Source organism: Croceicoccus esteveae (assembly GCF_031846435.1).
Classification (GTDB): domain Bacteria; phylum Pseudomonadota; class Alphaproteobacteria; order Sphingomonadales; family Sphingomonadaceae; genus Croceicoccus; species Croceicoccus esteveae.
This window is the reverse complement of record NZ_JAVRHS010000002.1, coordinates 372,932-397,521: the sequence shown is the minus strand read 5'-3', so window position 1 is coordinate 397,521 and position 24,590 is coordinate 372,932. Positions and strand designations below refer to the sequence as shown.

The 24,590-nt window shown below is 61.7% G+C and carries 25 protein-coding genes; 9 read left to right on the top strand and 16 right to left on the bottom strand.

Annotation, left to right across the window (positions count from 1 at the left end):
- The first annotated feature begins 2 nt into the window (after positions 1 to 2).
- Positions 3 to 299 (top strand): DUF1467 family protein, encoded by a 297-nt coding sequence (locus tag RM533_RS04795; protein ID WP_311340052.1) that lies wholly within the window; start codon positions 3 to 5, stop codon positions 297 to 299.
- Between the two features lie 5 nt (positions 300 to 304).
- Here RM533_RS04795 and RM533_RS04790 read toward each other — a convergent pair whose 3' ends face one another.
- Positions 305 to 2,677, bottom strand: coding sequence for a hypothetical protein (locus tag RM533_RS04790; protein WP_311340051.1), 2,373 nt, complete (start codon positions 2,675 to 2,677; stop codon positions 305 to 307).
- Between the two features lie 245 nt (positions 2,678 to 2,922).
- Here RM533_RS04790 and RM533_RS04785 point away from each other — a divergent pair, with 245 nt between their 5' ends.
- Positions 2,923 to 4,152 carry a hypothetical protein gene (locus RM533_RS04785; protein WP_311340050.1) on the top strand — a complete coding sequence of 410 codons (1,230 nt, stop codon included), beginning with the start codon at positions 2,923 to 2,925 and terminating at the stop codon, positions 4,150 to 4,152.
- A gap of 28 nt (positions 4,153 to 4,180) precedes the next feature.
- Here RM533_RS04785 and RM533_RS04780 read toward each other — a convergent pair whose 3' ends face one another.
- From RM533_RS04780 to gltX, 3 genes are all read right to left on the bottom strand, one after another.
- Entirely contained in the window at positions 4,181 to 4,396 is a 216-nt protein-coding gene (locus tag RM533_RS04780; RefSeq protein ID WP_311340049.1) for a hypothetical protein, read from the bottom strand.
- 68 nt (positions 4,397 to 4,464) lie between these two features.
- On the bottom strand, positions 4,465 to 5,775 hold the full coding sequence (locus RM533_RS04775) for a citrate synthase (RefSeq protein WP_432265025.1): 1,311 nt from the start codon (positions 5,773 to 5,775) through the stop codon (positions 4,465 to 4,467).
- Positions 5,772 to 7,310 carry a glutamate--tRNA ligase gene (gene gltX, locus RM533_RS04770; RefSeq protein ID WP_311340047.1) on the bottom strand — a complete coding sequence of 513 codons (1,539 nt, stop codon included), beginning with the start codon at positions 7,308 to 7,310 and terminating at the stop codon, positions 5,772 to 5,774. Before gltX ends, RM533_RS04775 begins: the two co-directional genes overlap by 4 nt.
- A 28-nt stretch (positions 7,311 to 7,338) precedes the next feature.
- On the opposite strand from gltX, the gene RM533_RS04765 reads away from it, so the two are divergent.
- Positions 7,339 to 9,552, top strand: a complete 2,214-nt coding sequence (locus RM533_RS04765; RefSeq protein WP_311340046.1) for a ComEC/Rec2 family competence protein — start codon at positions 7,339 to 7,341, stop codon at positions 9,550 to 9,552.
- 82 nt (positions 9,553 to 9,634) lie between these two features.
- Here the strand turns inward: RM533_RS04765 and lexA are convergent, their stop codons facing one another.
- The 10 genes from lexA to RM533_RS04715 form a co-directional block, all read right to left on the bottom strand.
- Positions 9,635 to 10,333, bottom strand: a complete 699-nt coding sequence (gene lexA, locus RM533_RS04760; protein WP_311340045.1) for a transcriptional repressor LexA — start codon at positions 10,331 to 10,333, stop codon at positions 9,635 to 9,637.
- Positions 10,334 to 10,428: 95 nt separating this feature from the next.
- Positions 10,429 to 10,725 carry a hypothetical protein gene (locus RM533_RS04755; RefSeq protein WP_311340044.1) on the bottom strand — a complete coding sequence of 99 codons (297 nt, stop codon included), beginning with the start codon at positions 10,723 to 10,725 and terminating at the stop codon, positions 10,429 to 10,431.
- A 76-nt stretch (positions 10,726 to 10,801) separates the two neighbouring features.
- Positions 10,802 to 11,305 carry a MoeA family protein gene (locus RM533_RS04750; RefSeq protein ID WP_311340043.1) on the bottom strand — a complete coding sequence of 168 codons (504 nt, stop codon included), beginning with the start codon at positions 11,303 to 11,305 and terminating at the stop codon, positions 10,802 to 10,804.
- 215 nt (positions 11,306 to 11,520) lie between these two features.
- Positions 11,521 to 12,012, bottom strand: a complete 492-nt coding sequence (gene moaC / locus RM533_RS04745) for a cyclic pyranopterin monophosphate synthase MoaC (protein WP_311340042.1) — start codon at positions 12,010 to 12,012, stop codon at positions 11,521 to 11,523.
- Positions 12,009 to 12,809 carry an indole-3-glycerol phosphate synthase TrpC gene (gene trpC / locus RM533_RS04740; protein ID WP_311340041.1) on the bottom strand — a complete coding sequence of 267 codons (801 nt, stop codon included), beginning with the start codon at positions 12,807 to 12,809 and terminating at the stop codon, positions 12,009 to 12,011. The genes moaC and trpC overlap by 4 nt, the downstream gene beginning before the upstream one ends.
- Positions 12,806 to 13,768, bottom strand: a complete 963-nt coding sequence (trpD, locus tag RM533_RS04735; RefSeq protein WP_311340040.1) for an anthranilate phosphoribosyltransferase — start codon at positions 13,766 to 13,768, stop codon at positions 12,806 to 12,808. Before trpD ends, trpC begins: the two co-directional genes overlap by 4 nt.
- On the bottom strand, positions 13,765 to 14,385 hold the full coding sequence (locus tag RM533_RS04730; RefSeq protein ID WP_311340039.1) for an anthranilate synthase component II: 621 nt from the start codon (positions 14,383 to 14,385) through the stop codon (positions 13,765 to 13,767). Before RM533_RS04730 ends, trpD begins: the two co-directional genes overlap by 4 nt.
- Positions 14,382 to 15,191, bottom strand: a complete 810-nt coding sequence (locus tag RM533_RS04725; protein ID WP_311340038.1) for a phosphodiester glycosidase family protein — start codon at positions 15,189 to 15,191, stop codon at positions 14,382 to 14,384. Before RM533_RS04725 ends, RM533_RS04730 begins: the two co-directional genes overlap by 4 nt.
- Positions 15,188 to 16,762 (bottom strand): anthranilate synthase component I, encoded by a 1,575-nt coding sequence (trpE, locus tag RM533_RS04720; protein ID WP_432265033.1) that lies wholly within the window; start codon positions 16,760 to 16,762, stop codon positions 15,188 to 15,190. The genes RM533_RS04725 and trpE overlap by 4 nt, the downstream gene beginning before the upstream one ends.
- Before the next feature lie 24 nt (positions 16,763 to 16,786).
- A complete protein-coding gene (locus tag RM533_RS04715) occupies positions 16,787 to 18,715 on the bottom strand; it encodes a peptidylprolyl isomerase (RefSeq protein WP_311340037.1) in 1,929 nt (642 codons plus the stop codon).
- Positions 18,716 to 19,012: 297 nt separating this feature from the next.
- Between RM533_RS04715 and tpiA the strand changes: the two genes are divergently transcribed.
- Both tpiA and secG read left to right on the top strand, forming a co-directional pair.
- Positions 19,013 to 19,756, top strand: a complete 744-nt coding sequence (gene tpiA / locus RM533_RS04710; RefSeq protein WP_311340036.1) for a triose-phosphate isomerase — start codon at positions 19,013 to 19,015, stop codon at positions 19,754 to 19,756.
- 238 nt (positions 19,757 to 19,994) lie between these two features.
- Entirely contained in the window at positions 19,995 to 20,369 is a 375-nt protein-coding gene (secG, locus tag RM533_RS04705; RefSeq protein WP_311340035.1) for a preprotein translocase subunit SecG, read from the top strand.
- Here secG and RM533_RS04700 read toward each other — a convergent pair.
- A complete protein-coding gene (locus RM533_RS04700) occupies positions 20,363 to 20,515 on the bottom strand; it encodes a hypothetical protein (RefSeq protein WP_311340034.1) in 153 nt (50 codons plus the stop codon). The two genes, secG and RM533_RS04700, sit on opposite strands and share 7 nt — an antisense overlap.
- On the opposite strand from RM533_RS04700, the gene pyrG reads away from it, so the two are divergent.
- On the top strand, positions 20,496 to 22,127 hold the full coding sequence (gene pyrG / locus RM533_RS04695; protein WP_311340033.1) for a CTP synthase: 1,632 nt from the start codon (positions 20,496 to 20,498) through the stop codon (positions 22,125 to 22,127). The two genes, RM533_RS04700 and pyrG, sit on opposite strands and share 20 nt — an antisense overlap.
- Positions 22,128 to 22,222: 95 nt before the next feature.
- Here the strand turns inward: pyrG and RM533_RS04690 are convergent, their stop codons facing one another.
- Complete coding sequence (locus RM533_RS04690) at positions 22,223 to 22,714, bottom strand: Hsp20 family protein (protein ID WP_311340032.1); 492 nt, start codon at positions 22,712 to 22,714, stop codon at positions 22,223 to 22,225.
- A 208-nt stretch (positions 22,715 to 22,922) separates the two neighbouring features.
- Here RM533_RS04690 and grxC point away from each other — a divergent pair, with 208 nt between their 5' ends.
- From grxC to RM533_RS04675, 3 genes are read left to right on the top strand one after another with little or no spacing between them, the layout of a single operon-like run.
- Positions 22,923 to 23,210, top strand: coding sequence for a glutaredoxin 3 (gene grxC / locus RM533_RS04685; RefSeq protein ID WP_311340031.1), 288 nt, complete (start codon positions 22,923 to 22,925; stop codon positions 23,208 to 23,210).
- Between the two features lie 2 nt (positions 23,211 to 23,212).
- Positions 23,213 to 24,037 carry a carbon-nitrogen hydrolase family protein gene (locus RM533_RS04680; RefSeq protein ID WP_311340174.1) on the top strand — a complete coding sequence of 275 codons (825 nt, stop codon included), beginning with the start codon at positions 23,213 to 23,215 and terminating at the stop codon, positions 24,035 to 24,037.
- Positions 24,034 to 24,537, top strand: a complete 504-nt coding sequence (locus tag RM533_RS04675) for a DUF1178 family protein (RefSeq protein ID WP_311340030.1) — start codon at positions 24,034 to 24,036, stop codon at positions 24,535 to 24,537. Before RM533_RS04680 ends, RM533_RS04675 begins: the two co-directional genes overlap by 4 nt.
- Positions 24,538 to 24,590: the final 53 nt, after the last annotated feature.

The window sequence follows — 24,590 nt, the reverse complement described above, 5'->3', positions numbered from 1 at the left end:
TCATGAAGCTTACCTCGATACTTGCGATCTATTTCCTTTTCTGGGTGATGAGCGCTTTTGTCGTGCTGCCGTTTGGCGTCAGAACCAACGCTGAAGCGGGAACAGACAGGGTGCAGGGGCAAGCAGACAGTGCGCCTGTAGATTTCCGGCCGATGCGGATCATAATCCGCGCAACGCTCGTCTCTCTGGTAGCCTTCGGGCTGTTCTACGCCAATTATCAGGCGGGTTGGGTCGGGATCGATGATCTGAACCTGCTACCCGATCCGCCTGAATACATCGATAAGCAGACTGCCCGTTAGGCAATTCAATGGCGCAGGCGGTCAATCCCCTGCGCCAAGGCAACGTAAAGCTTGCCCATGTCCGACGACACAAGCGTGACCGCCAGCGCTTCGCCCTCGCCGGTGGCAAGAAGATCGCGCAGCAGATCTTCAAACTTGCTGATGTATAGCGTCACATGTTCACGAAATGCCGCGTCGGTTGCATAAAGCGAATGCACCATCCGCGCTTCATCCTGGCCCAGCAGCCGGACTGCGCGCCGGGTAAATATGCCCGCGTCACCTCTCAGATATTCATGCCAGGCACTGTCGCTGACATCCGCGGCAAATATCCGTTGAAGATCAAGCGAAGTGGCATTCAGCATTGTCACGATCAGCGACACACGCCGGGCAAACTGCACATCCACATCGGTCCGCGTTGCGTCACGCGCCTTGGCAATCCGCTGATCAAGGGATCGTGTCACTTCCTCCACCTGCGCCAGCCGGCGTGCAAGATCCGCGCTTGCATCGCTGGCCGCGTTGATCGCGCCAGCCACCACGGTATTGAGTTCCCTCGCCGTACTGTCGGTGGTGTCCTCAAGTGCATTGGCGAGCGCAGCTGACGCTTCATCGGCAAGCTGCCGGCTGATTTGCTGCACCGTGGCGATCATGTCAGTCTCCAGACCCTGCAAAGCCAAGGGCCCTGCTTCGCGAAGCTGCGTCAGTTGGCCTGCCAGAGCCTGCTCGGCAGAATCGGCCAGAGCGGCGCTGTCGCTGCGCACGGCGGCGAGCATGTCCTGCAATTCGCCCAGCTGCTCGGCATGTTCGGATCCGCGCACCTGGATCGTGTCGTGCAGATTGTGCATCTGCGCCATGGCGAGCGATGTCGTCTCACCCGTCCGGGCGAGCATTTCGCCCAGTGAACGTCCATCATCATTGGCTTCGATCAGCAGGTTGCGTACCGTTTCAACGCCGGTGTTCAGCCCCTCGAGCATTTGTTGAGCATCGGCAAAGGCGACCGGCAGTGCATCACGGGTCCGCAGGCTGCTTTGCTCTACCATTTCGAGAAGATGGGCGCCTTGTTGCGATGCTCTGGCGATCGTGCGGTCGATGTCGACGAGCGCCTCTCGGCTCGCCGCCAGCCGATCCTCCACCGTGTCGAGCCCGGTCAGCACGGTTTCTTCGGATCGGGCACCCTGTTGGGCGGCAAGCTGCATCGTGCGGGCGTAGGCATCGAGGTTATGGGCAATCTCCTGCGCGGATCGTGCGAGGGCCTGCGTCGCCTTGTCGTGCTGCCGCCGCCGCTCTTCCAGTTCGGCATCGATTTCTGCCAGTCTGGCGGCGAGCCGCTCGATCAGCGCCTCGTTCAGCTCACCGCTTTCCGTGCGTCGCTGCGCAATCTGGGCATCCATCGCCTCACCCTGTCGGGAAAGATCCTCGTGCAGGTTGCTGATGTCGGCTGCCGCAGCGGCGATACGCTTTTCGGCGGTGCCGAGCATCGCGGCGGTCTGCGCATCCATGTTGTTGAAGGCAGCGTGTGCCTGTTCCGCAGTGGCGACCAGCCTGGTTTCAAGTTGCGTCATGCTGTCGTGCGAGATATCGTCAACTTGAGTTGCCAGCGCCTGCGCCTGCGCGGCTGCGCTTTCGAGCAGGCGCTGCATTTCGGCCAGACGAACCGTGCTTGCCTCGCCCTGCTGGTCAAGCGTCTCCAGCCTGGTGACAAGCTGCCTGACCTGCTCCTGCGCATGCGTGCCGACCTGTCCTACCGCATTGGCAAGGTCGCGCGCCGTGTTGGTCAGCACAGGCACCTGTCCGCGCATCTGCTCCATATTGTGAAGCGCGGCGCTGCTTACATCCTGCAAGGTCTGCACCCGAGCAGCATTGTGGGCAATGAGCGCTTCCATCCTGGTGGCACTTTCGTCGATCCGGTCCACGGTGACCCGGCCAAGCGATTCCAGGTCGCGCGCTTGATAGGTCAGAAACTCACGAGCAATGCTGAGCTCGCCATTGACGCGGGTGAGCTGGTCTTCGAGAATGCGGGCATCCTCACGCAGCCGTGCAGCGTTGCCAGCAAGCCGCGTCGTCCCGGCCCCGAAGCCGAACAGCAGCAGCGCCCAGACCGTAACGATGAGCAGGACAGGCATGGTCCAGTCCCGCAGCCAGCCGGCCCATTGCGCCACCGTTGCGCCGTTCCCGACCTCGGGCAGCACTGCTGCCACCAGCAATGCTGTCCAAACAGCGATGAGGATCATCGCAGTCGCAGTGAGCAGGGCAAATGCCCTGGGGTTCGCGCGTTCAACCGCTCCTGGCTCATCCGGCGCAACAGCATGGGCCTGCGGGTAGTGCAGGTTCTCATCGCGTTGCTGCGGTTCGCCTGCCTGCTCGTCAGTGCCCAGCGGCACGATCTTGCGTTCTTCCGTCATGGTGAAATTGCCTAGCACGGTTTTAATCGACCGAAACCCTGTTGCGCCCGGTTATGCCCGCTTCCGCCTGTTTTCCTTCTTCGGCAGGTCCTGCTCCGGCACAGGCATTTCCCGCATGGTGACCGCTTCACCCTTGCCTGATCGGGTGTGCTTATCCAAAAGCTGCTTTGACGACACAGCCTTCCAGACGGGATGGCACTGATTGGAGCCGGAAAGACACTATCGTGCGCATTGCAGTGCTATCCTTGCTCGAGCCGCTGGCGTCGGACCGGCACACACCGCGCGCGACACAGTCCGTGCTCGGCCGCAAACTGATCGAGAGTCAGCTCGATGTGATGTCAGCCTGGGGCGCGCAACGCCTGTTGTTGCTTGCCGATCCACAGATGAACGCGGTGCATGAGGTGGTGGAGAGTGCCCGCCGCATGGGTATGGAGGCCATCATGGTTGCCGATGCGCATGCAATGTGTGCCCAGGTGACGAGCGCCGATGAACTGGCCGTAGTGGCCGACTGCCTCCTGCCCGACGCCAGCGTTGCGCTTGCCATCCTGGAGCACGGGGCAGGGGTTGCCGTCTTGCCGGTCGATCCTGCCATGGCGCTCGGTTTCGAGCGGATCGACGCCCGATGGGCTTGGGCAGGCCTGCTGGTGGTTGCAGGAGCGCTCTGCGAGAAATTGCGGCAGCTGCCTGCCGATTGCGATGTCGGCTCCTCGCTGCTGCGCATTGCTCTGATGAACGGCGTCGCGATGCGGTCGCTGCCGGTCGATCTGCTTGAAAATGATGGCTGGATGCTGGTTCTGGACACCATTGAGGTGCAGGTGCTGGAACAGGGTCGGCTGAGCCGGCAATTGCGCGAAGCAGGTGCCGGTACGCCGGGTCCGCGCCTGGCGCAGCTTGCCCTGCATGGTCTGGGTAACAGATTATTGGCCACGAAAGGAGCGGCCGTGCGCCTGTTGTGGGTGGCAGTGCTCCTGCTTGTCCTTGCACCCTTGCTGGCATGGCTTGAGTGGGGGGCGCTTGCCATGGTTCTGCTGGGTTCTTCGTTCCTGCTTGGCCAGATGGCGGCCCTGTTGCACGAGGCGGTGATGCAAGGCCGCCTTGTCCGGCCGCGACCACCTGTCAAGCCTGCGCCTGCTCTTGCAGCGCTGGATGCAGGCGTGCTGGCGTCAGCGGGGTTCATGATGGCCAGCAATGCGCCTTTTGCACTGAACTGGTTTGTGGCATTCGTCATGGTCGCTGTGGTGCGGATCGCGCAGCGCCATGTGGCTGCCGCGTGGCTCCGGAGGTGGTTGGCAGACCGTCTTGTGCTGACGCTGATCCTTGCCGCAGGCGCTCTTGTTGGTGCGCCTGTATTCGCCACAGCGGCTGTGCCCGTGCTGATCCTGCTGTTTTGGCTAGGCGCGGATTATCGCCGATCCGGATCAGCGCCAGGCGATGCCCCGGACAACAATGGCGCCGGTGATAGCGCGCAGGACTGAACCGGTTCGGCTCAAGCCGATCGGTATATCAGCGCCGCGGTGGCGGCCTTCGTGATGACCGTCTTGCCAGCCACAGCAGCACCAGACCGGCGGCGAGGGCGATGAGGCCGTATATGGCCCATTCGCCCTGCCCGAGCATGAAGCTTTCTTGAGGCCAGGAAAGAAGGCCTGAGCCTTGCAGCGTCCACAGCCCACCGACAAGAACAAGAGCAATGCCGAAAATCTGCAAAACCAACTTCAGCATTGCCTCAGTTCCTTTCTTGCCAGCCCAAATTATCTCAGCCTTTAGCGATCGTCAGTGTTTATCGATCGTCAACGCTCCGAAACGGGCACATAATCCCGCTTCGTCGGTCCGGTGTAAAGCTGACGTGGGCGACCGATCCGCTGGGCAGGATCGGAAATCATCTCGTTCCATTGCGCCACCCAGCCAACCGTGCGGGCCAGCGCGAACAGCGCGGTGAACATGGTGGTCGGAAAACCGATCGCCGAAAGGATCACGCCCGAATAGAAATCGACATTGGGAAAGAGCTTCTTTTCGATGAAATAATCATCATTGAGCGCCATTTCCTCAAGCTGCAGGGCAACGTCGAACACAGGATCGCTAACCTGCAAAGCTTCGAATACCTCGCGCACTGTCTTTTGCATGACCGTCGCACGCGGATCGTAGTTCTTGTACACCCGGTGGCCAAATCCCATCAGGCGGAACGGATCGTCCTTGTCCTTGGCGCGGGCGAGATATTCAGGAATGCGGTCGGGGTGCCCGATTTCATGCAGCATGTTAAGCGCTGCCTCGTTCGCACCGCCGTGCGCCGGACCCCACAGGCACGCAATGCCCGCCGCGATGCAGGCGAACGGGTTGGCGCCGGACGATCCGGCCAGGCGCACGGTCGATGTGGATGCGTTCTGCTCATGATCCGCATGCAGGATGAAGATCCGGTCGAGCGCGCGCTCGATCACCGGATGCACCACGTAATCCTCCGCCGGGACGCCAAAGGTCATGCGCAGGAAATTACCCGTATAGGACAGCGTGTTGTCGGGATAGAGGAACGGCTGCCCGCTCGAATATTTGAAGGCCATGGCCGCGATGGTCGGCATCTTGGCAATCAGCCGGTGCGAACTGATCTTGCGGTGTTCCGGGTCCGAAATGTCGGTGCTGTCATGGTAGAAGGCGGAGAGGGCGCCCACGACCCCGCACATGATCGCCATGGGGTGTGCATCGCGACGGAACCCCTGGTAGAACCCGCGCAGCTGGTCGTGCAGCATGGTATGGCGCGTGATGGTATAGGTAAAATCGTCAAGCTCCTCGCGCGTCGGCAATTCGCCGTTCAGCAGGAGGTGCGACACTTCCATGAAGCTTGAATGCTCCGCCAGCTGACCGATGGGGTAGCCACGATGCAGCAGCACGCCTTCCTCACCATCGATGAACGTCAGCGCGGAATCGCAGCTGGCGGTCGAGGTGAAACCCGGATCATAGGTGAACATTCCGGTATTCGCGTAAAGCTTGCGAATATCAACGACATCGGGGCCAAGCGTGCCGCTCTTGATCCCGAATTCGTGATCCTTGCCCTTGACGCTCAAGATTGCGTGATTGTCCGCCACTCGTCTGTCTCCTCTGAATGTCATCTGTCCGGCGATGCGGCACCTGCGGTGGTGCCTTGCGCCTGCGTGTTGTCATGAGCCTGCGTGATGCTGTGGGCCTGGGCCGCAATGCGCTCCAGACTTTCTTCCCGTCCCAGCAGAGCCAGCACATCGAAAATGCCGGGTGAGGTGGTCTGACCGGTCAGGGCCGCGCGCAACGGCTGTGCAAGCTTGCCCAACCCCACACTGCGTTCCTCTGCCATCTGCTTGAGGCTGTCTTCCAGCGTATCGTCCTGCCATTCGGCCAGTGCGGTCAGCCGCTCATGAACCGCCTGAAGCAGCGTACGCGCGTCTTGTGTCAGCAAGGCCGCGGCCTTGGGCTCCAGCTGCAAGGGCCGTGTCTTGAACAGGAACAGCATCGCTGCGGCCAGTTCATCAAGGTTCCTGGCCCGCTCCTTGAACACCGGCATGGCTTGGACCAGAAGGTCATGGTCCGTTTCGGCATTGAAGCGGGGTTCCAGTGCCGCGATCCGCCTGCTGACAAGGTCGGCAAGCCGTGCGTCCTGCGCTGCATGCATGTAATGCGCGTTGAGGCTGGCCAGCTTCTTCATGTCAAACCGCGACGGGCTCTTGCCGACACCGTCAAGGTCGAACAGTTCTATGGCCCGTGCAGGCTCGATGATTTCCTCGTCACCATATCCCCACCCCAGCCGCAGCAGGTAATTGACCACCGCTTCGGGCAGCAGGCCCAGTTCATCGCGGTAGGCATCGACACCCATGGCACCGTGCCGTTTCGACAGCTTGGCACCGTCGGCGCCGTGGATCAGCGGAATATGCGCATAGACAGGCTCCGGCCAGTCGCCGCCAGTGATTGCATCCATGGCGTGAATGATCGGCAGCTGCCGGAACGCATTGTTGAGATGATCGTCACCGCGAATGACATGCGTCACGCCCATGTCATGATCGTCGACCACCACGGCGAGCATGTAGGTCGGCGTGCCGTCGGAGCGCAGCAAGACGTAATCGTCGATCTCGGCATTCTGCACCGTAACACCACCCTGAACTGCGTCTTCTATGACGCTCTGCCCGGTGGAAGGCGTTCTAAGCCGCACCACGAACGGCTTGCCCGCAGGTGCATCGGCAGGGTCGCGGTCGCGCCACCGATTGTCATAACGCATCGGCTGCTTTGCTGCCCGCTGAGCGGCACGCATTTCTTCAAGTTCGTCCGCCGAAGCATAGCATCTGTAAGCATGACCTGCGTCGAGCAGCATGTTCGCAACCTCGGCATGACGGTCGGCGCGTTGCGACTGAAATACAGGCGGCGCGTCGAAGTCGATGCCGAGCCAGTCCAGCCCGTCGATAATCGCATCGATGGCCGGGCGGGTGGATCGGGTCTGATCGGTGTCTTCGATCCGCAGCAGCACCTTACCACCGTGATGCCGTGCAAAAAGCCAGTTGAAGAGCGCCGTGCGTGCGCCGCCGATATGCAGGAAGCCAGTGGGGGAGGGGGCAAACCTGGTCACGATCCGACCGTTGTGATCCGCCATGCTGCGGTCGGGATCATTGTTGCCGCTTGCCATCTGCTCCCGCTTCCTTTCCTATAGTGCCATGGGCAGGCCGCTGATACCGGGATACGAAAACCTCGCAGCGCATGCGGCCATTCCCGTCGCGGACCAACCAGAAGCGGAAAACCGCCCTTCTTCGCTGTTGCGGCAATGGCGCAGGCGGGGCGGTTTGTCCAGTGTGCTCCACGCAGCAGAAGCGTTCCTCGCGAGCCGGCCGTTTGAACGCATGCCTTGGCTGGCGGTTGCGATGCTGGCAGGCACGGGCCTGTGGTTCCTGCTTCCCGGACCGGCAGAATGGCTTGTCCTGACAGGGCTGTGCGGTCTTGTCGCGGGATGTGGCTGGGCCTGGTGGCAGGATGAGGACACTGCGGTTCTGCGTGCTGCCATAATGGCAGTCGCGGTCATGGTGGCGGCCGGCTGTCTGCTTGCATGGCTGCGTTCCGAACTGGTGGGCACACATCCGATCGAAGCACCAGTCGTCACGCGGCTGCACGCCTTGATCCTTGAACGAGAGGAGCAGCCCGCGCGCAACAGGGTACGGCTGGTGGTCGCCACGCAGGATCCACAGAGGGACCGGGCGATCCGTGCCCGCATCAACATCTCGGCTGTCGATGACCGCCCTTTCCTGCAGGAAGGGGCGGTCATAAATGTGCGCGCACGCTTGACGCCGCCGACGCATCCCGTCCTGCCCGGCGGATATGACTTTGCACGCATTGCCTGGTTTGACGGGATTGCCGCGACAGGTTCTGCAATCGACCCGCCTGTCCTGGCTTCTCCTGCAGAAGCGCAGGCAAGTGGCATGGCGCTGTATCGTCGCGACCTTGCCCGGCATGTGCGCACCAGCGTTGCAAGTGCGACCGGCAGTGACGGGGCACATGCAGCTATTGCCGCCACGCTGGCCAGCGGCGATCGTGGTGCGATCAATGACGATGATGCGCTTGCCATGCGCGATGCAGGGCTGGCCCATCTGCTGTCGATCAGCGGTCTGCATGTCGGCGCAGTGGTCGGTATCGTGTGGTTTGCAATGATGAAGACGCTGGCGCTCTTTCCCGCGCTGGCGCTCAGGACGCGGTTGCCGCTTGTCGCCAGCGCGGGCGGCGCTGTCGCTGCTGTTGCGTATACCTTGATGACGGGCGCCGCGGTGCCGACGATCCGCGCATGCATCGCTGCATTGCTGGTCATGGCGGCTCTTGCGCTGGGGCGGCAGGCACTGTCCATGCGGCTGATCGCGCTTGCTGCCATCACCGTGATGCTGTTCTGGCCAGAGGCGGTGGTGGGGCCATCCTTTCAGTTCAGTTTTGCCGCGGTCATCGCCATCGTCGCCCTGCATAACAGCGCCCCCATGCGTGCACTCGTCGCCCGTGGGGAGCATGGCGCGGCAATGCGGCTGGCGCGGGCGGCGCTGGCGTTGCTCATTACGGGTCTGGTCGTGGAAGCGGCGCTGGCACCGCTGGTGCTTTTCCATTTTCACCGGTCGGGCGTACTCGGCGCTCTTGCAAATCTTGTTGCCATCCCGCTTACCACGACTGTGATCATGCCAGCGCTGGGAGTGGCGCTGCTGCTCGACCTCGTCGGTCTTGGCTGGCCGGCATGGTTCGTCACTGGCAAGGCGCTCGAACTGCTGATCGGGATCGCGCAGTTTGTCAGCTCCATTGACGGATCCATCCTGCTGGTGCCTGCCATTCCTCTGTGGGCGGCGCTGTTGTTTGTGAGCGGGTTTCTGTGGCTCGCCTTGTGGGAAGGACGGGTGCGGGTCTGGGGTGTGCTGCCTGCGCTTGCGGGGCTTGCAGGTTTCGCCGTTGCAACTCCGCCCGACCTCATGGTCGCGGCAGAAGGGCGGCATGTCGCGATCGCCAATGACGAGGGGCAGATATTCCTTCTCAGGAACCGCCGCGGTTTTGCGCATGACCAATTGCTGGAAGAGGCGGGCTTCGACGCCGCTTCTGAACAAGATGTGCAAGCCATTACCCAATGGCCGGGGGCCGATTGCAACCGCGATTTCTGCCTGCTGACGCACCGCCACCGCGTGCTCCTGATCTCGCGCCGCCGCTCGGATGTCGACTATGCGACGCTGCTGGCAGCATGCGCGGCGAGCGACGTGGTTGTCGCAGAGCGCAAGCTGCCCGAACATTGCCGCCCGCGAATGGCAAAGATCGACCAGCCCTTGCTTACGCGCCGGGGCGGCGTGACAATGAACCTGCAGACAGGCGTGATCCGATCAGCCCGTCCGGCACGAGACCGTCACGGCTGGATGTAAGGCAGAGTCGGAGGCAGCAAACCAAGCGCCTTCTTGAAGGAGCCGGCGCCCCTGCCATCACGGCCGGCTCTCTCGTTCTCGATCAGTGATACTGGCGCAGCAATCCCGCCAATCGCCCCTGGATCTTGACCTCCGCTGCGTCATAGATCTGCGAGGGAAAGGAGGCATTGGCAGGGTCAAGCCGGATCCGACCATTGTCGCGACGCAGATATTTGAGCGTGGCTTCCTCATCCCTTACGAGGGCCACGACAATCGCGCCATCGTCGGCGATGTGGGTCCGCCGGATGAGAGCAAGATCTCCATCAAGGATCCCGGCATCAATCATGGAATCACCTGCCACTTCCAGCGCATAATGTTCTCCTGAACCAAGCAGGGCGGCCGGCACCGGCAGGGTTCTGGTGTCCTCCAGCGCCTCGATCGGAACGCCCGCGGCGATCCGCCCATGCAGCGGGATTTCCACCACATCATTGGCGGGGTTCCTCAATTGCGTCCGGATGTCGCCTGCCTGTCCATTAATGCCAACGTTCAGCGTTCCATCAGATGGTCTGCGCAACGATGTTCCCTGTGCGTCCGCGTTCCTTATGACCTCAAGCGCGCGGGCGCGATTGGGCAGGCGACGGATAAAGCCCCGTTCTTCCAGCGCCGAGATAAGGCGATGCACGCCAGATTTGGATTTGAGATCAAGCGCATCCTTCATTTCTTCAAAAGAAGGCGAAATGCCGCCGTCCTCAAGCCGCAGCTGAATGAAAGTCAGCAGTTCATGCTGTTTGCGTGTAAGCATCAAACGGTTCCTCTTCGCCCGTTTCGCACCTGTGCCTTTGAACGAACACGGAACAATTAAGCAACAAAAACAGCCTGCGTCAACAAGGACGAAACTCAGATGCGGTGTATTGCGATTTTTTCGCCTGCCGCCCGCTTCGGCCAGTGTGATGCGCGAACAATCAGCGCGTCTGCCAATGCCAGCGGCAAGAGCGCACCACTGTTCTGACTGTCGAGCACCGGTATGGGCCGATCCTGCCTCCAGCACTGCGCGCGGCAGGGGAGCGCAAACAGCATTGCGATGACAAAGCAGAAAACGGAATTACCCGGCAGACCGACGATCAGCTGATCCTGCCGACTTGCCACCATGACCGGTTTGCTCGCGACGCACCGGAACTCGACCGTGCTTCCCATCTCGGCGATCACCGGCCGGACAAGATCGTGCTCCTTATAAAGACACCGTTGCTGGTGATTACAATGGTTGCATCCGTTACGCTGGCGAAGCGGCCTGCAGCACCGCCTTGTCATCACTGACAGGAGCGATTCTTTGCGCAGCGCAGGGATAACCGGCCAGCATGAGACCGTTGTTCGCAGGAATGTCTCCGGGCCTCAGATCATCCGGCGCGGCTTGTGCGCGCAATTCAGTGCCGCTGTCGATCGCCGCCACCTGGGGCGCGCAGCCAACCTGCAGTCGATCCAGATCGGCACTAACGGCAAATGCAAGCCGGGCAGGGGTGATATGACCACCAGCGCGTGCGACCATGTGCCCGGTATTGAAATCAAGGTCCGGTTGATGGATGTGCCGTCCGGGCGGACGGGGAGGTGAGCCGCTGAACCTCGACAGCGCGCCGCTGGTCCGGCAGTCTTCCCGCACCAGCATCATATCGGCCCCACCGGGCAGCACCGCACCTGCCGAAATGCGCACCGCTGCACCGGCCGCAAGCGTGCTGTCTCGTACGGGCGATCTGCCGCGCTGTCGCCCACGATCTGCCATGCGCCGGACCCGCTCTGCAGCTCAGGCACATCGGCCGGCTGCACTGCCCAACCATCCATGGCGGACGGGGCCGGAGAGGCTGCGTTCTGCGCGCGACCAGCGGCTCGGTCAGATAGTGACCGAGCGCCTGTCCAACTTGGAGGTGCACATTTGTTGTCCGCCCGACAAGCGCCAGAGCAGGTGGCGTTGCGCCTCTGCCAAGGCCAGCAGCGGCTTCATGCCATCAGGTCCTCGTGCCCCGCTGCGCGCCATCTGCCTGACTTGCCACCGTCTTTTGCAATAAGGCGAACTGCGCTGATCACCATGCCACGGTCCACCGCCTTGGCCATGTCATAAATGGTCAGCAAAGCTACCGAAACGGCGGTCATGGCCTCCATTTCGACACCTGTGCGTGCCGCAAGGGTGGCACTGGCTGTGCAGCTGATCGCATCATCTTCGAACGCAAAGGCGACTTCCATCGCGTCGAGACCGAGCGGATGACACAGCGGAATGAGATCGGCCGTCTTCTTGCCCGCCATGATCCCGGCGATCCGTGCCGTTGCGAGCACGTCGCCCTTGCGCATCGTGCCGGCCCGGATTGCATCGAGAGCGGCTGGTGACAGCGTGATATGGCCGCGCGCCACTGCGGTGCGCCGGGTAACATCCTTGCCGCTGACATCCACCATTCGGGCAGCGCCTGATGCATCGAGATGGGTCAGGGTGTTCACGGGTGGAGCAATGCCCGCGTGGCGCTTTGCACATCGGTCTGTCGCATCAGGCTTTCTCCGACAAGAAAGCAGCGCACCCCGCCTTGTGCGAGTCGCTGGCAATCAGCCGGCCCGCTGATCCCGCTTTCGCTGACCAGCAATGCGTCTTCAGGAGCCATGGATGCAAGCCGTTCCGTCACGCCCAGATCGGTCGCAAAGCTGCGCAGATCGCGGTTGTTGATGCCGATCAACCGGCTGTCAAGCTGCAGGGCAAGCTCCATCTCAGCTTCATCATGCACTTCGACAAGCACATCCATGCCACGCTCCGTTGCGGCTGCTTCGAGGTCCTGCATGGTTTCAAGGTCAAGCGCCGCCACGATGATCAGGATGGCATCGGCACCTATTGCTCGTGCTTCGGCAACCTGCCACGGATCGACCATGAAATCCTTGCGCAGCACCGGCAACGTGCATGCATCTCGTGCGAGCACCAGATAATCCTCGTGCCCCTGGAAATACGGTGCGTCGGTCAACACCGACAGGCAGCTCGCACCGCCGGCGGCATAATCCCGCGCATGGGCGGCAGGGTCGAAGTCTGTACGGATCAACCCCTTGGATGGTGAAGCCCGCTTTATCTCTGCGATGAGGCCGAAACCGACGTGCGCAGCATCGCGCAGGCGTCGTTCGAACCCGCGCGGCGGTTCCTGCGCGCGTGCCACGCTGTCGAGCATGTCAAGCGAGCGCGCCTGCTTGCGCGCAGCAACTTCGGCGCGCTTCGTCTGGCAGATTTCACCCAGTTTTCCTTCTGGCTTGACAGTCATTTCACACTCTCGATCCAGCAGTTCAGAAGAGCATTGGCCAGTCCCTTGTCCAATGCCTCTGCTGCTTCCTCGGCCCCGCTGGCCAGATTGTCGACCGCTCCTGCCACCAGCAATGCCCCCGCGCTGTTGAGGAGGACTGCGTCGCGGTAAGCACCCTGTTCGCCCAGCAGCAGCCGCCGCAACGCCGCGGCATTGTGCTCGCAATCTCCGCCGCGCAGCGCGTCAAGCGGGTGGCGAGGCAGGCCCGCATCTTCAGGCACGATGGTGTCGGGAACATCAAGCCCGATGCCTTTCGCGCGCGAGGGGCCTGCAATGGAAAGCTCGTCCAGACCTTCCATGCCCGATATGACCAACGCATGCCCGATACCCAGCAGACGCATTGCCTCTGCATAACGATCTACAAGCTCGGGCGACGCAACACCGACCAGTTGCCGATCAACCGACGCAGGATTGGCAAGCGGGCCGACCAGGTTGAAGATCGTGCGTCTGCCAAGCGCCTTGCGGATCGGCGCCAGCCGCGCAAGGGCCGGGTGATGCGCCTGGGCAAACAGGAACGCGATGTTGAGATCGGGCAACGTCGCCTGCGCCATGTGACCTGCTCGCGCCAGGTTGAGGCCCAGCGTCTCCAGAGTGTCCGCTCCGCCCGATTGGCTCGACGCTGCACGATTGCCATGCTTGGCGACCGGGACGTCGCAGGCTGCCACCACCAGCGCGACTGCGGTGGATATGTTGAGGCTGTGCTGACCGTCTCCGCCCGTGCCGCAAACATCAATGGCATTTACTGGCGCTTTTACAGGGAGCATGCGTCTGCGCAGCGCCTTTGCAGCGCCAGCCATTTCTTCGGCAGTTTCGCCGCGCGTGGCCATTGCGCTCAACAGGTCTGCAATTGCCTCGTCATCCATCATGCCATCGAGCATTTGGCCAAACACTTCTTCGGTCTGCGCCATGGACATGCTCATGACGGCATTCCTGCATCGATACCGCAGATGCCGAGGAAATTGGCAAGCACGGCATGACCATGCTCGGTTGCAATGCTTTCGGGATGGAACTGCACGCCATGGATGGGCAGGTCGGTGTGGCGAAACCCCATGACATGCGCGTCGCCGTCCAGTGCATCGCCGTCCGTACCATCGCTGCGCGGCGTGCGCGCATTGACATGAAGGCACGAAGGAACGTCCTCCACCACCAGGCTGTGATAGCGGGTGGCGGCAAAAGGCGATGGCAGTCCGGCAAAGACACCGCTGGCGTCATGCGTGACAAGCGATGTCTTGCCATGCATCAGACCGCCGCGCCGCACGATGCCGCCAAAATGCTGGCCGATCGCCTGGTGGCCAAGGCACACGCCCAGCAATGGCCGGCCCGATTGTGCGCAGGCAGCGACCAGATCCAGGCTGATGCCGGCTTCATCAGGTGTGCAGGGGCCAGGCGACAGCAGGAACCCTTCTGCTCCAGTCGCAATGGCGTCGCTGGCGGACAATGCGTCGTTACGCGCCACTTCAACCTTCGCGCCAAGTTCCATAAGGTAATGGACAAGGTTCCAGGTGAAGCTGTCATAATTATCGATAACAAGGATCATGGCAGCGTCCTTGCCCGATCCTGAACCGCGATCAAGGGCCCAAGCGGCGGGGCAGCATCGATACGCGCAGACGCCGGATCCCACAGCGCCGACACCGCGCCATCCAGATATAGCGCATTCGGTGTCTCTGCCCGGTCACGAAAAAACCGCGCAAAGCGACCGAATGAAACCGGGTCGTCGCTGATCACGAAATGTGCTCGCCCCTCCTGGTCAACCCCGACACCGTTGCGGTAGTTGATGGAAGTTCCGTCAGGCGCAAATTCGGGGTGCAGTTTTCCGTCGATCACCAGCATAGGGCCCGATTGCGTGGCAAACGCGACATCTGTGTCGCGCATCGCGAAATCCTGCGTGGTCAGGACCTGCCAGCCGGAATCGTCGACCAGAAAAACGCCATTTGGCAGAAGGTGGAAATTGCCCGCGCCTTCGTTGCGGTTCAAGGATTTCAGCACTTTACCGTGCTCAACATAAAGCCCGATTGGCCGCCCATCTGTATCGAACATCCCGGCGTTGGCAGCAAACACCACCGTTGCGGCATCTTCGCCAAGCGCTGATCGCAAGGCTCCGAACGATCGCAACGGCAGGCTGTCTGCACCTGCAAGATAAAGCGCGATGGCATGCTGCTGCGGGTCGGCAAGGCAATGGGTAAAGCTGCTGCCTTCGAACGCTTCCTTGATACAGGCGGCGGTGCTGTCATCTGCTGTCCGCGCTGCCGACGAGCCCATCGGCTCGCAGCCGCCAAGCGCCAGAAGAACCACGAGCAAAATACCGGACAGGCGCAAGGCCTGCCCTGATTGTCCGGTCTTCACTGGCCAAACCCGGTCAGACTGGCAAGCCGCACAGCTTCTCTGGCGGCTGCAAACAGGGCACCTGCCTTGGCTTCGCATTCCTGCTGTTCGTATTCAGGCGTGCTGTCGGCAACGATCCCCGCCCCCGACTGCACATGCATGACGCCATCCTTCACAACCGCGGTTCGCAGCACGATACAGCTATCAACGGAACCATCCGGCGCAAAATAGCCGACGCCGCCGGCATAGGCGCCGCGCGTCTCGTTTTCCAGTTCAGCGATGATCTGGCAGGCGCGAACCTTGGGTGCGCCGCTGACCGTACCTGCTGGAAACCCGGCGAGCAGCGCGTCCACAGCGTCCAGACCGGAACGCAGGGTGCCGGTCACATTCGACACGATATGCATGACATGGCTGTATTTTTCCACGCTGTAGCTATCGGTCACGCGCACGCTCCCTGCCGCCGCCACGCGTCCGGTGTCATTGCGGCCAAGATCAAGCAGCATCAGATGTTCGGCACGCTCCTTGGGGTCGGCAAGCAGGCTTGCCCGGTTCACTTCATCCGCTGCGGGGGTCCTGCCCCGGGGACGGGTGCCGGCAATGGGCCGGATTGTCACTTCTCCATCGCGCACGCGCACGAGGATTTCCGGGCTGCTGCCAATGAGGGAAAAGCCAGGCAGGTCGAGGAAATAAAGGAAAGGCGATGGATTGATCCGGCGCAGTGCCCGGTAAAGCGATAGCGGCGGAAGCGGGAAGGGCGCAGTGAATCGCTGCGCCAGCACGACCTGGAAGATATCTCCCGCCAGGATATAGTCTTTCGCGCGATCGACCATGCGGTGATATTCGCCGGAAGGCAGACAGGGTGTCGCGAAAGGATCAGGCAAAGGTTCAGGTAGTGACCCGTCTGCCAACGGTGCACAAGCCATGCCTGCAACCGCATCGCGCACCAGCGTGCCCCCGAGCCGGGCGAGGCAGCTATCGATCCGTTCTGCGGCATCAGCAACAAGCGCTGACGCGGTGTTCCCGCTGCCCGGCCAAAGCGGGGCGATGCAGAACATATCTGCCTTGAGGCTGTCGAACACGAGCACCAGAGTGGGTCGCACGAAAAGCATGTCAGGCAATTCAAGCGGATTTGCCTCGGGTCGCTCGATCTTTTCGACCAGACCGATCGTCTCGTAACCGAGATACCCGACCAGGCTGGACAGGGCGGGTGGCAGGGGATCAGGCACATCGTAGCGGCACTGTGCAGCCAACGCGCGCAATGACTGGAGCGGGTCGCCACTGGCCACTTCAAACGCGTCTGCGTCCTGCTGCCATTGCGCGTTTACCCAGGCAGTGTTGCCGCTGGCGCGGAACACCAGATCCGGGTCGATGCCGACCAGACTGTATCGTCCGCGTGTTTCACCGCCTTCTACCGATTCGAGCAGGAAGTCGCCCCGCCCCTCGACCATCAGCTTGAGCGCGGCGGATACCGGCGTTTCGCAATCCGCAATCACGCGCCGCCATACCACACCTGCCTGGCCGCTATCCAGACAAGCGCGTGCGCGCTCATCCCAGTCAGGACCGTCATCCGCTCCATTGCCCGATCCTAGCACCTTTCCCTGTGACACCACCAGAACCTAGTTCTGCCCGACCAGCTGCGTGCGGACTGCGCCGATGGCACTGTCGCTGCGCCTGATGCTGGTTTGAAGCATGATCGCGCGGCCAAGCTGCTGGGCGTATTCCTCGCGGCGCAGGCGCGTCAACTCCTGCTGCATCTGCGCCAGCAACGGATTGCCAGCCTCGATGTCACGGGTTTCAATCTCGTTCAGCGCGACGACGTACCAGCCCTGATTGCCTGGTGCCGTAATTTTCTTGGGTGCTCCCTTGGCCATGGTGAACATCAAGGCAAGCGGCGGCGGTACCGATTGCCCACTCGACACCAGTTGCTGACGCGAGAGTGCGACCGTTTCCGGCGGCGGTACCTTTGTCTCAAGCATACGCAGGGCCTCTCCAAGAGAGGCGCCGCGTGTTACTGCTGCAATCACCCGGTCGGCTGCCGATCTGGCAAGTTTCTCGCCTTGCTCAAGGCGGTAATCGGCCACCAGCCTGCTCCGCAGATCGGCAAACTCCGGCGGCGCCGACCTGCGGATCTCGCCCGGTGCGTAGAGGACATAGCTTGTGCCATCTTCACCCGCCGCGATCTGAGGATCGCTGTCCTCATCCATGGCGAAGGCTGCTGGCGCGATGCGCGCGATCTGCGCGAGCGGCGCTTCATCGGAACCGAAGGCACTGCCATTTTCAAGAACGAGCCCCGTCGTGCGGATGGGCACATCCAGCGATCGGGCGACCTCTGCAAGACTTGCCCCGCCAACCAGTTGCTCCTCCGCCCGGGCTGCAAGATCGGCAAGTGCGTCGCGACGCTTTTGCGCAGTGACTGTCTCGGCAAGTTCTGCGCGCACCTGTGCAAGGCTGCGTGCAGGCTTGCTCTCGATGCTGTCGACCCGCAACACGTACCAGCCCAGAGGCCCGCGTATCGGTCCCGCAAGCTCGCCCTTCGCAGTGGCAAAGGCAGCCTGTGCCACAGCTTCGGTAGTGGCAGCGGCAAGCGCCTCGCGGCTTTGCCGGGTAAGCTGCGCGGTGCTCAACCCGGCGTTTTTCGCAGCAGCGTCAAGCGAGGCGCCGCCATCTACGCTTTTCAGCACCGCTTGCGCCGCAGCCTCGGTCGGCAAGACCAGTTGCGACAGATTGCGCAGCTCCGATCCTTCGTAAAGGACGGCATCTTGCCTGTATTGCGCAGCGATCTCGGCCGGCGTGGCCGTGACATCCACAACATTGCCGCTGTCGATTACCGCATAGCGGATAGTCCGCCTCTCGGGCAGGAGATAACGTTCACGATTGGCGCCAAGATAATCCTGCAAGGTGGCATCTGAAATAGGTTTCGTGCCTGCAAAAGCCGCAGAAGGGAGCAGGGCAATGGCACCCTCCCGCCGCTCGGTCAGGAGCATCGCATAGCGCCGTGCCAGAAGTGCAGGCGTATCGCCACCAAAGGTCGAAGCTTCCAGGATGACACGCGCGACAAGGCCGCCTTCGATGTCCGCCCGCAGGATTGCCTCGCTGATTCCTTGCTGCACAAGGGCCTGGCGATAGGCCTGCTCGCTGAAATTGCCGTCAGGACCGCGGAACACTCCAATGCGGGTCAATTCACTGCCTACCAGTGCATCGCCGATCCTTACGCCGTTCTGCCGTCCAAAATCATAGAGTGCAGCACGTTCGATCATCTGGTCGAGCACTGCATCGACGCCGCCTGTTGCGACAAACTCCTGCATGGTGAGGTCCGGACGTTCCTGCCTTGCCGCATCATAGGCGCCGGCGACGGTCTGACGAAGATCGCCCGTCGTGATCGTCTCGTCGCCTACTTTGGCAGCCCGTTCAGTGCCGGCCACCCCGCCAAAGCCGAAGCCTGTGATATCCGCACTGGCAAAAGCGAGCGCAATGAGCCCCACGAACGCAAGCACGAGAGCAAGGCCGATCTTCGACTTGAAAAGCTTGCGAAATCCCTGGATCATCTGCCTGCGTTCCGATTGCCTGTGTTCCGATTGATCGTGTCACGCACACAGGACCCTTTGTATATCGGCTCCATCGCGCATTCATCAGCGCCTTTAGGCGGGTCTTGCCGCTCCTGCAACACGGGGCCGGTGCACGCGGGGATCCGGGCTACAATCAGCCTAGCAGCGCCGCCGCAGCCCAAGGCACGAATCCTGTCCTCGGGGGCTGTCCAGCTTTGACACTGTGCCGCCTTTGGTCTAGCCGCCTGAATGCCGGCAAGGCAGGGATTTGCCTGATTTTCTTACAAGAGTAATGCAATGGCCCAACGTTACTATATCGTCGGCAACTGGAAAATGAATGGCATGCGCACCGCGCTGCCTGAAGCGCGTGCGATCGATAGGGCGGCGCAGCGTCTGCCCAAGGTGGAGGTGGCGGTCGCACCGCCAGTGACGCTGATTGCAGCCATGCGCGAAGCGGTCGAGAATATCGGCATCGGGGCGCAAACCTGCCATTCGGCGGAAAAAGGCGCGCATACCGGTGACCTGTCCGCCGCAATGCTGCGCGAGAGCGGGGTTGAATTTGTGATCGTGGGCCATTCCGAACGTCGCGCCGATCATGGCGAGACAGATGCCATGGTCAAGGCTCGGGCCGAAGCAGTGCAGGCAGCCGGCATGGGCGTGATCGTGTGCGTCGGCGAGAGTGAGGCACAGCGTGACGCCGGCGAGGCGGAGCAAGTGGTCGCACGACAATTGGCTGCGTCGCTGCCGGGTTCGGCAGACCGGCTGTCAGTGGCTTATGAACCGGTGTGGGCGATCGGCACCGGCCGCGTTCCCTCGATCGAGGATATCGCTGCCATGCACAAGCGCCTGCGAAGCGCGCTTGCTCAAGCATATGGCGAAGCTGGTGCAGCCGTCCGTATCCTTTACGGCGGTTCTGTAAATGGCAACAATGCGGCAGACCTGCTGAGCGTGGCTGAAGTAGGCGGCGCATTGGTCGGTGGTGCCAGCCTGACAGCCGATGCGTTCGTTCCGATCCTTGCCGCCGCTGCCGAACTGGCCTGAACCGCTTGTCTCTCATGGTCCGGCACGGCTGGCGCTCCAAGGGCAGGGTCGTCCGCCAGCCGCCGGGGGCATGGGTTGCGCTCGGCCGGTCGCGGCGATAAGGACGGCTGACAGTGCCGGGATGAACACAACCGGGCAGGACTGGACGCGGGGTGGTCATAAAGCTGATTGCCCCCGTTCCATTCACCACGGTGTGTAGCCTTATGGATCTGTCGCTAGTCTTGCAGGATTGACGTTCATGTCGCTTTTCTTCTTTCTGACGATCATTCAGGCGCTGGTGGGTGCCGCGCTGGTCGGGGTTATCCTGATGCAGAGATCGGAAGGAGGCGGGCTTGGTGTCGGCGGCAGTCCGTCGGGCCTTATGTCCGCACGCGGCGCGGCAGATTTCCTGACCAGGGCAACCGCCATTCTTGCCTTGGTGTTCGTCATCCTCTCGATCGCTCTGGCGGCCGTTTCGGTAGAGGCCACTTCGGCCGGCACAATCGATACATCGCTTGACCGGTCCTTGCCGGCTGCGGCGCCCGATCCGCTGGGTCAGACCGATCCTCTCCCGGCTGAACCTGTGGCACCGCAACCTGCCCCTGCAGACATTGATCCGCTCGCCGGTCAGTAGCTTTGCGCGGTTTTGATCAAAAGACGCTCCACCGGTAACTGCACGATCAATCGGCTCCCGCTTCCGACCGGCAGCGACAGCTTTCGCTTGCGTACAAACCCGGCAATGACATAAGGCATAGCTCCCATGGCGCGGTATATTTTCATCACCGGCGGCGTGGTTTCCTCGCTTGGCAAGGGTCTGATGGCGGCGAGTCTTGCGGCCCTGTTGCAAGCGCGCGGCTACAAGGTCCGTATTCGCAAGTTCGACCCCTACCTCAACGTCGATCCCGGCACGATGAGCCCGTATCAGCATGGCGAGGTGTTCGTGACTGATGACGGCGCCGAGACCGATCTCGACCTCGGGCATTACGAACGCTTCACCGGCGTCTCCGCACATCAAAGCGACAACATCACCTCGGGCCGCATTTACCAGTCGATCATCGCGCGGGAACGGCGTGGCGACTACCTCGGGGCGACAGTCCAGGTCATTCCCCATGTCACCGACGCGATAAAGCAATTTGCCCGCGCGGATACAGACGGGCTGGATTTCGTGCTGTGCGAATTCGGCGGCACGGTCGGCGATATCGAAGGCCTTCCGTTCATCGAAGCGATCCGCCAGTTGCGCAACGACATGCCGCGCGAAGACACGCTCGCCATCCACGTAACGCTGGTGCCGTATATCAGCGCTGCGGGGGAGCTGAAGACCAAGCCAACGCAGCATTCGGTGCGCGAACTGACCAGCCTCGGCGTGCAGCCCGACATGTTGCTGTGCCGGTGCGAGCGGCCCCTGCCTCATGGCGAGCGGCGCAAGATCGCGCAGTTCTGCAATGTGCGTACCGAAGCGGTCATTCCCGCGCTTGACGCCACCAGTATCTATGCGGTGCCGCTGCAATATCACGCAGAAGGGCTGGATGCAGAGGTGCTGCGCCATTTCGGCATGCAATCTGTCCTGCCCGACCTGTCCCGCTGGACAGACATCGTCGACAGGTTCGAGCATCCCGAAGGCGAGGTGACGATCGGCGTCGTGGGCAAGTATGTCGGTCTTCCCGATGCCTACAAATCGCTGAACGAGGCCTTGATCCACGGCGGCATGGCCAATCGGGTCAAGGTCAATCTGCGCTGGATCGACGCAGAACTGTTCTCGCAGGAAGACGACACGATCATTGCCCAGCTTGAGCCGCTGCATGGCATTCTGGTGCCCGGCGGCTTCGGGGAGCGGGGGAGCGAGGGGAAGATCGCCAGCGTACGGTTTGCCCGCGAACGCAACGTGCCGTTCCTTGGCATCTGCCTTGGCATGCAGCTTGCCTGCATCGAAGCGGCGCGCAACACCGCCGGCGTGAACCTTGCCTCATCCACCGAATTTGGCGAAACGCACGAGCCGGTGGTGGGCATCATAACCGAATGGATGACCGCAGAGGGGTTGGAGCGTCGGGCTGAAAATCAGGATCTTGGCGGCACCATGCGGCTTGGCGCCTACCCGGCCGAACTGGCCAAGGGCAGCCGCGCCGCACAGCTTTACGGCGCCACCACCATTTCAGAACGGCATCGCCATCGTTACGAAGTAAACAGTGCCTATCGTGAACCATTGGCAACCGGCGGCCTGCTGTTCAGCGGCATGTCGCCTGACGGCCTGCTGCCCGAAATCGTGGAACGGCCGGATCATCCTTTCTTTATCGGCGTACAGTTCCACCCCGAACTCAAAAGCCGCCCATTCGCCCCTCATCCGCTGTTCGTCGGCTTCATTGCTGCCGCCGTCGAACAGTCGCGGCTTGTCTGATCAATCGGCAGGCGCTCTTCTGAATACCATGGCAAGAAGGGCGCGCCTCATTACGAAGCGCGCCCTTTTATTATGGCTTCAAAATGCCTGACTGCTCAGGCGGCATGTTCGGATGGCTCATCGCTCTTGTTGTCCGCGACCAGCATCGCATCGCGATCGGGCGATCCGGCGTCATCAATAACGATCGTCTTGGGTCGCATGGCTTCGGGCACTTCGCGCGCCAGATCGATGGTAAGCATGCCATCTTGCAGGCGCGCATTTTTGACCAGGACGAAATCAGCAAGTTCGAAGCGGCGTTCGAAACCGCGCTGAGCAATGCCCACGTGCAGGAATTGTCCCTGCTGCTCTTCCTCGCCCTTGCGACCCGTCACGACGAGCAGGTTCTGCTGTGCTGTAATATCGATGTCGGAGCGCCGGAAGCCGGCTACCGCCAGAGTAACCCTGTAAGCATCGTCGCCGCGCCGTTCGATATTGAAAGGCGGGTAATTGTCATTGTTGCCAGCGCGGCCATGGTTTTCCAGCAGATCGAAAACACGATCGAAGCCAACGGTGCTGCGCCGGTAAGGGGTAAAATCGAAACGGTTCATTGTGCAAATCCTCCGAAAGAAGCAATTCACGACCTGGGCACCACCCTGTGCGGCGTTGCGCCCGGTCATTCCTACAAGACTTGGTTCAGTATCGTCGCGCACCCTTTCGGCATGTCACGACCGTCCTATATCTGGTAACGGGAAGGCCGGCTTCAAGTCCCCTGATGAACCGGCGAGCCAGTGTCATACAAACTGCAAGGGAAAAACAATGACGGAACAACAATCACAAGCAGGCGCCAGCCCGAAAGTGGAAATCTACACCAAATATGGCTGTCCTTACTGCCATCGCGCAGTGGCCTTGCTGAACAAGAAGAATGTTGCTTTCGAGGAGTATGACATCTCGGGCGGCGGGCCTCGCCGTGACGAGATGCAAAGCCGCAGACCCGATGCACGCACGGTTCCGCAGATTTTCATCGATGATCAGCCGGTGGGTGGCTCTGACGAGTTGATGGCGCTGGAATCCAGCGGCAAGCTTGATGCCTTGCTCGGCAGGTGAGCGTGCGGATTGCCCTTTACCAGGCAAATACCGGCATTGATCCTGCAACCAACGCAGCAGATGTTGAAGGAGCAATCCGGCAAGCGGCAGACGGCGGGGCCAAGATGCTGTTCACGCCTGAAATGGTCGGCCTGCTCGACAGGCAACGCAGCCGTGCTGCGGCCGCGATCAAGGCTGAAGCAGACGACCCGGTGCTTGGTGCCGCATGCGCCGCTGCCGCCCGACACAGGATCTGGGTAACGCTTGGCTCCGTAGCGATCCGGCGCGGGGACGGGCGGCTCGTCAACCGCAGCTTCGTCATTGACGCCGCCGGGCGCATCACCGCGCGATACGACAAGATACACATGTTCGATGTTGATCTTGATGATGGCGAGCAGTGGCGGGAATCCGCTGTCTACGCTGCCGGCAACAAGGCTGTCTCAACGCAGACGCCGCTTGGTCTGCTGGGCCTGTCCATCTGCTATGATCTGCGCTTCCCCGCATTGTTCGCAGCCCTGGGTGACAGGCACTGCGACGTCATCGCGGTTCCGGCTGCATTTACCGTGCCTACCGGACAGGCTCACTGGCACGTCCTGCTTCGGGCCCGCGCGATTGAAGCGAGCGCGTGGGTCATTGCCGCTGCACAGGAAGGCGGGCACGAGGATGGCCGGAGCACTTATGGCCACAGCCTTGTCGTCGATCCGTGGGGCAAGGTGGTGCTCGACATGGGAAGCGCCGGCAAGACGCTGGGTTTTGCCGAAGTGGATCTTGAGCGGACGGAAGCCGTGCGACGCCAGATACCCAGCCTTGCCAATCGACAGGTTGTCGATACAGCAGCGCCATCATGATTGTTTTCGACCTGTCCTGCTGCCTTTGCGAACACCGTTTCGAGACATGGTTCCGATCGTCTGCCGATTTTGCACAGCAACAGACCCGCGGTCTGCTGCTGTGCCCGCAATGTGGCAACAATAATGTGCAAAAGGCAGTCATGGCTCCGGCGGTTTCCCGCAAGGGCAACAGCGCCGACCCTCAAAGGCAGACCAGCGACGAGCCTTCTCCAGCTATGTCGGGCAAGCAGATAAGTGCCCCTGCCGCCCCCAGTCCCTTGCCTGCCGAAGCACGCAAGGTGCTGAGCGCTTTTGTCGACATGCAACGTGAGGCACTGTCAAAGTCGCGTTGGGTCGGTCCTGCCTTTGCCGATCAGGCCCGGGCCATGCATTACGGTGAACAGGAGCCTGAACTGATCCACGGTCAGGCATCGGCCAAACAGGCGCGGGAACTGGCTGACGAAGGGGTGGAGGTTGCGCCAATCCTGTTCCCGCTTGCACCACCCGACAGCGTGAACTGAACTCCGCTTGATGATTGCGTTTCCCATATCGCAACCTTATGGCAGCCATGGTC

What these genes read in the sequence shown, in the direction of transcription:
- RM533_RS04795 (WP_311340052.1), top strand. Translation starts at nt 3, where the DNA reads ATGAAGCTTACCTCGATACTTGCGATCTATTTCCTTTTCTGGGTGATG.
- RM533_RS04790 (WP_311340051.1), bottom strand. Translation starts at nt 2,677, where the DNA reads ATGACGGAAGAACGCAAGATCGTGCCGCTGGGCACTGACGAGCAGGCA.
- RM533_RS04780 (WP_311340049.1), bottom strand. Translation starts at nt 4,396, where the DNA reads ATGCTGAAGTTGGTTTTGCAGATTTTCGGCATTGCTCTTGTTCTTGTC.
- RM533_RS04775 (WP_432265025.1), bottom strand. Translation starts at nt 5,775, where the DNA reads ATGACATTCAGAGGAGACAGACGAGTGGCGGACAATCACGCAATCTTG.
- gltX (WP_311340047.1), bottom strand. Translation starts at nt 7,310, where the DNA reads ATGGCAAGCGGCAACAATGATCCCGACCGCAGCATGGCGGATCACAAC.
- RM533_RS04765 (WP_311340046.1), top strand. Translation starts at nt 7,339, where the DNA reads ATGGGCAGGCCGCTGATACCGGGATACGAAAACCTCGCAGCGCATGCG.
- lexA (WP_311340045.1), bottom strand. Translation starts at nt 10,333, where the DNA reads ATGCTTACACGCAAACAGCATGAACTGCTGACTTTCATTCAGCTGCGG.
- RM533_RS04755 (WP_311340044.1), bottom strand. Translation starts at nt 10,725, where the DNA reads ATGGGAAGCACGGTCGAGTTCCGGTGCGTCGCGAGCAAACCGGTCATG.
- RM533_RS04750 (WP_311340043.1), bottom strand. Translation starts at nt 11,305, where the DNA reads ATGGCAGATCGTGGGCGACAGCGCGGCAGATCGCCCGTACGAGACAGC.
- trpC (WP_311340041.1), bottom strand. Translation starts at nt 12,809, where the DNA reads ATGACTGTCAAGCCAGAAGGAAAACTGGGTGAAATCTGCCAGACGAAG.
- trpD (WP_311340040.1), bottom strand. Translation starts at nt 13,768, where the DNA reads ATGAGCATGTCCATGGCGCAGACCGAAGAAGTGTTTGGCCAAATGCTC.
- RM533_RS04730 (WP_311340039.1), bottom strand. Translation starts at nt 14,385, where the DNA reads ATGATCCTTGTTATCGATAATTATGACAGCTTCACCTGGAACCTTGTC.
- RM533_RS04715 (WP_311340037.1), bottom strand. Translation starts at nt 18,715, where the DNA reads ATGATCCAGGGATTTCGCAAGCTTTTCAAGTCGAAGATCGGCCTTGCT.
- tpiA (WP_311340036.1), top strand. Translation starts at nt 19,013, where the DNA reads ATGGCCCAACGTTACTATATCGTCGGCAACTGGAAAATGAATGGCATG.
- secG (WP_311340035.1), top strand. Translation starts at nt 19,995, where the DNA reads ATGTCGCTTTTCTTCTTTCTGACGATCATTCAGGCGCTGGTGGGTGCC.
- pyrG (WP_311340033.1), top strand. Translation starts at nt 20,496, where the DNA reads ATGGCGCGGTATATTTTCATCACCGGCGGCGTGGTTTCCTCGCTTGGC.
- RM533_RS04700 (WP_311340034.1), bottom strand. Translation starts at nt 20,515, where the DNA reads ATGAAAATATACCGCGCCATGGGAGCTATGCCTTATGTCATTGCCGGG.
- RM533_RS04690 (WP_311340032.1), bottom strand. Translation starts at nt 22,714, where the DNA reads ATGAACCGTTTCGATTTTACCCCTTACCGGCGCAGCACCGTTGGCTTC.
- grxC (WP_311340031.1), top strand. Translation starts at nt 22,923, where the DNA reads ATGACGGAACAACAATCACAAGCAGGCGCCAGCCCGAAAGTGGAAATC.
- RM533_RS04675 (WP_311340030.1), top strand. Translation starts at nt 24,034, where the DNA reads ATGATTGTTTTCGACCTGTCCTGCTGCCTTTGCGAACACCGTTTCGAG.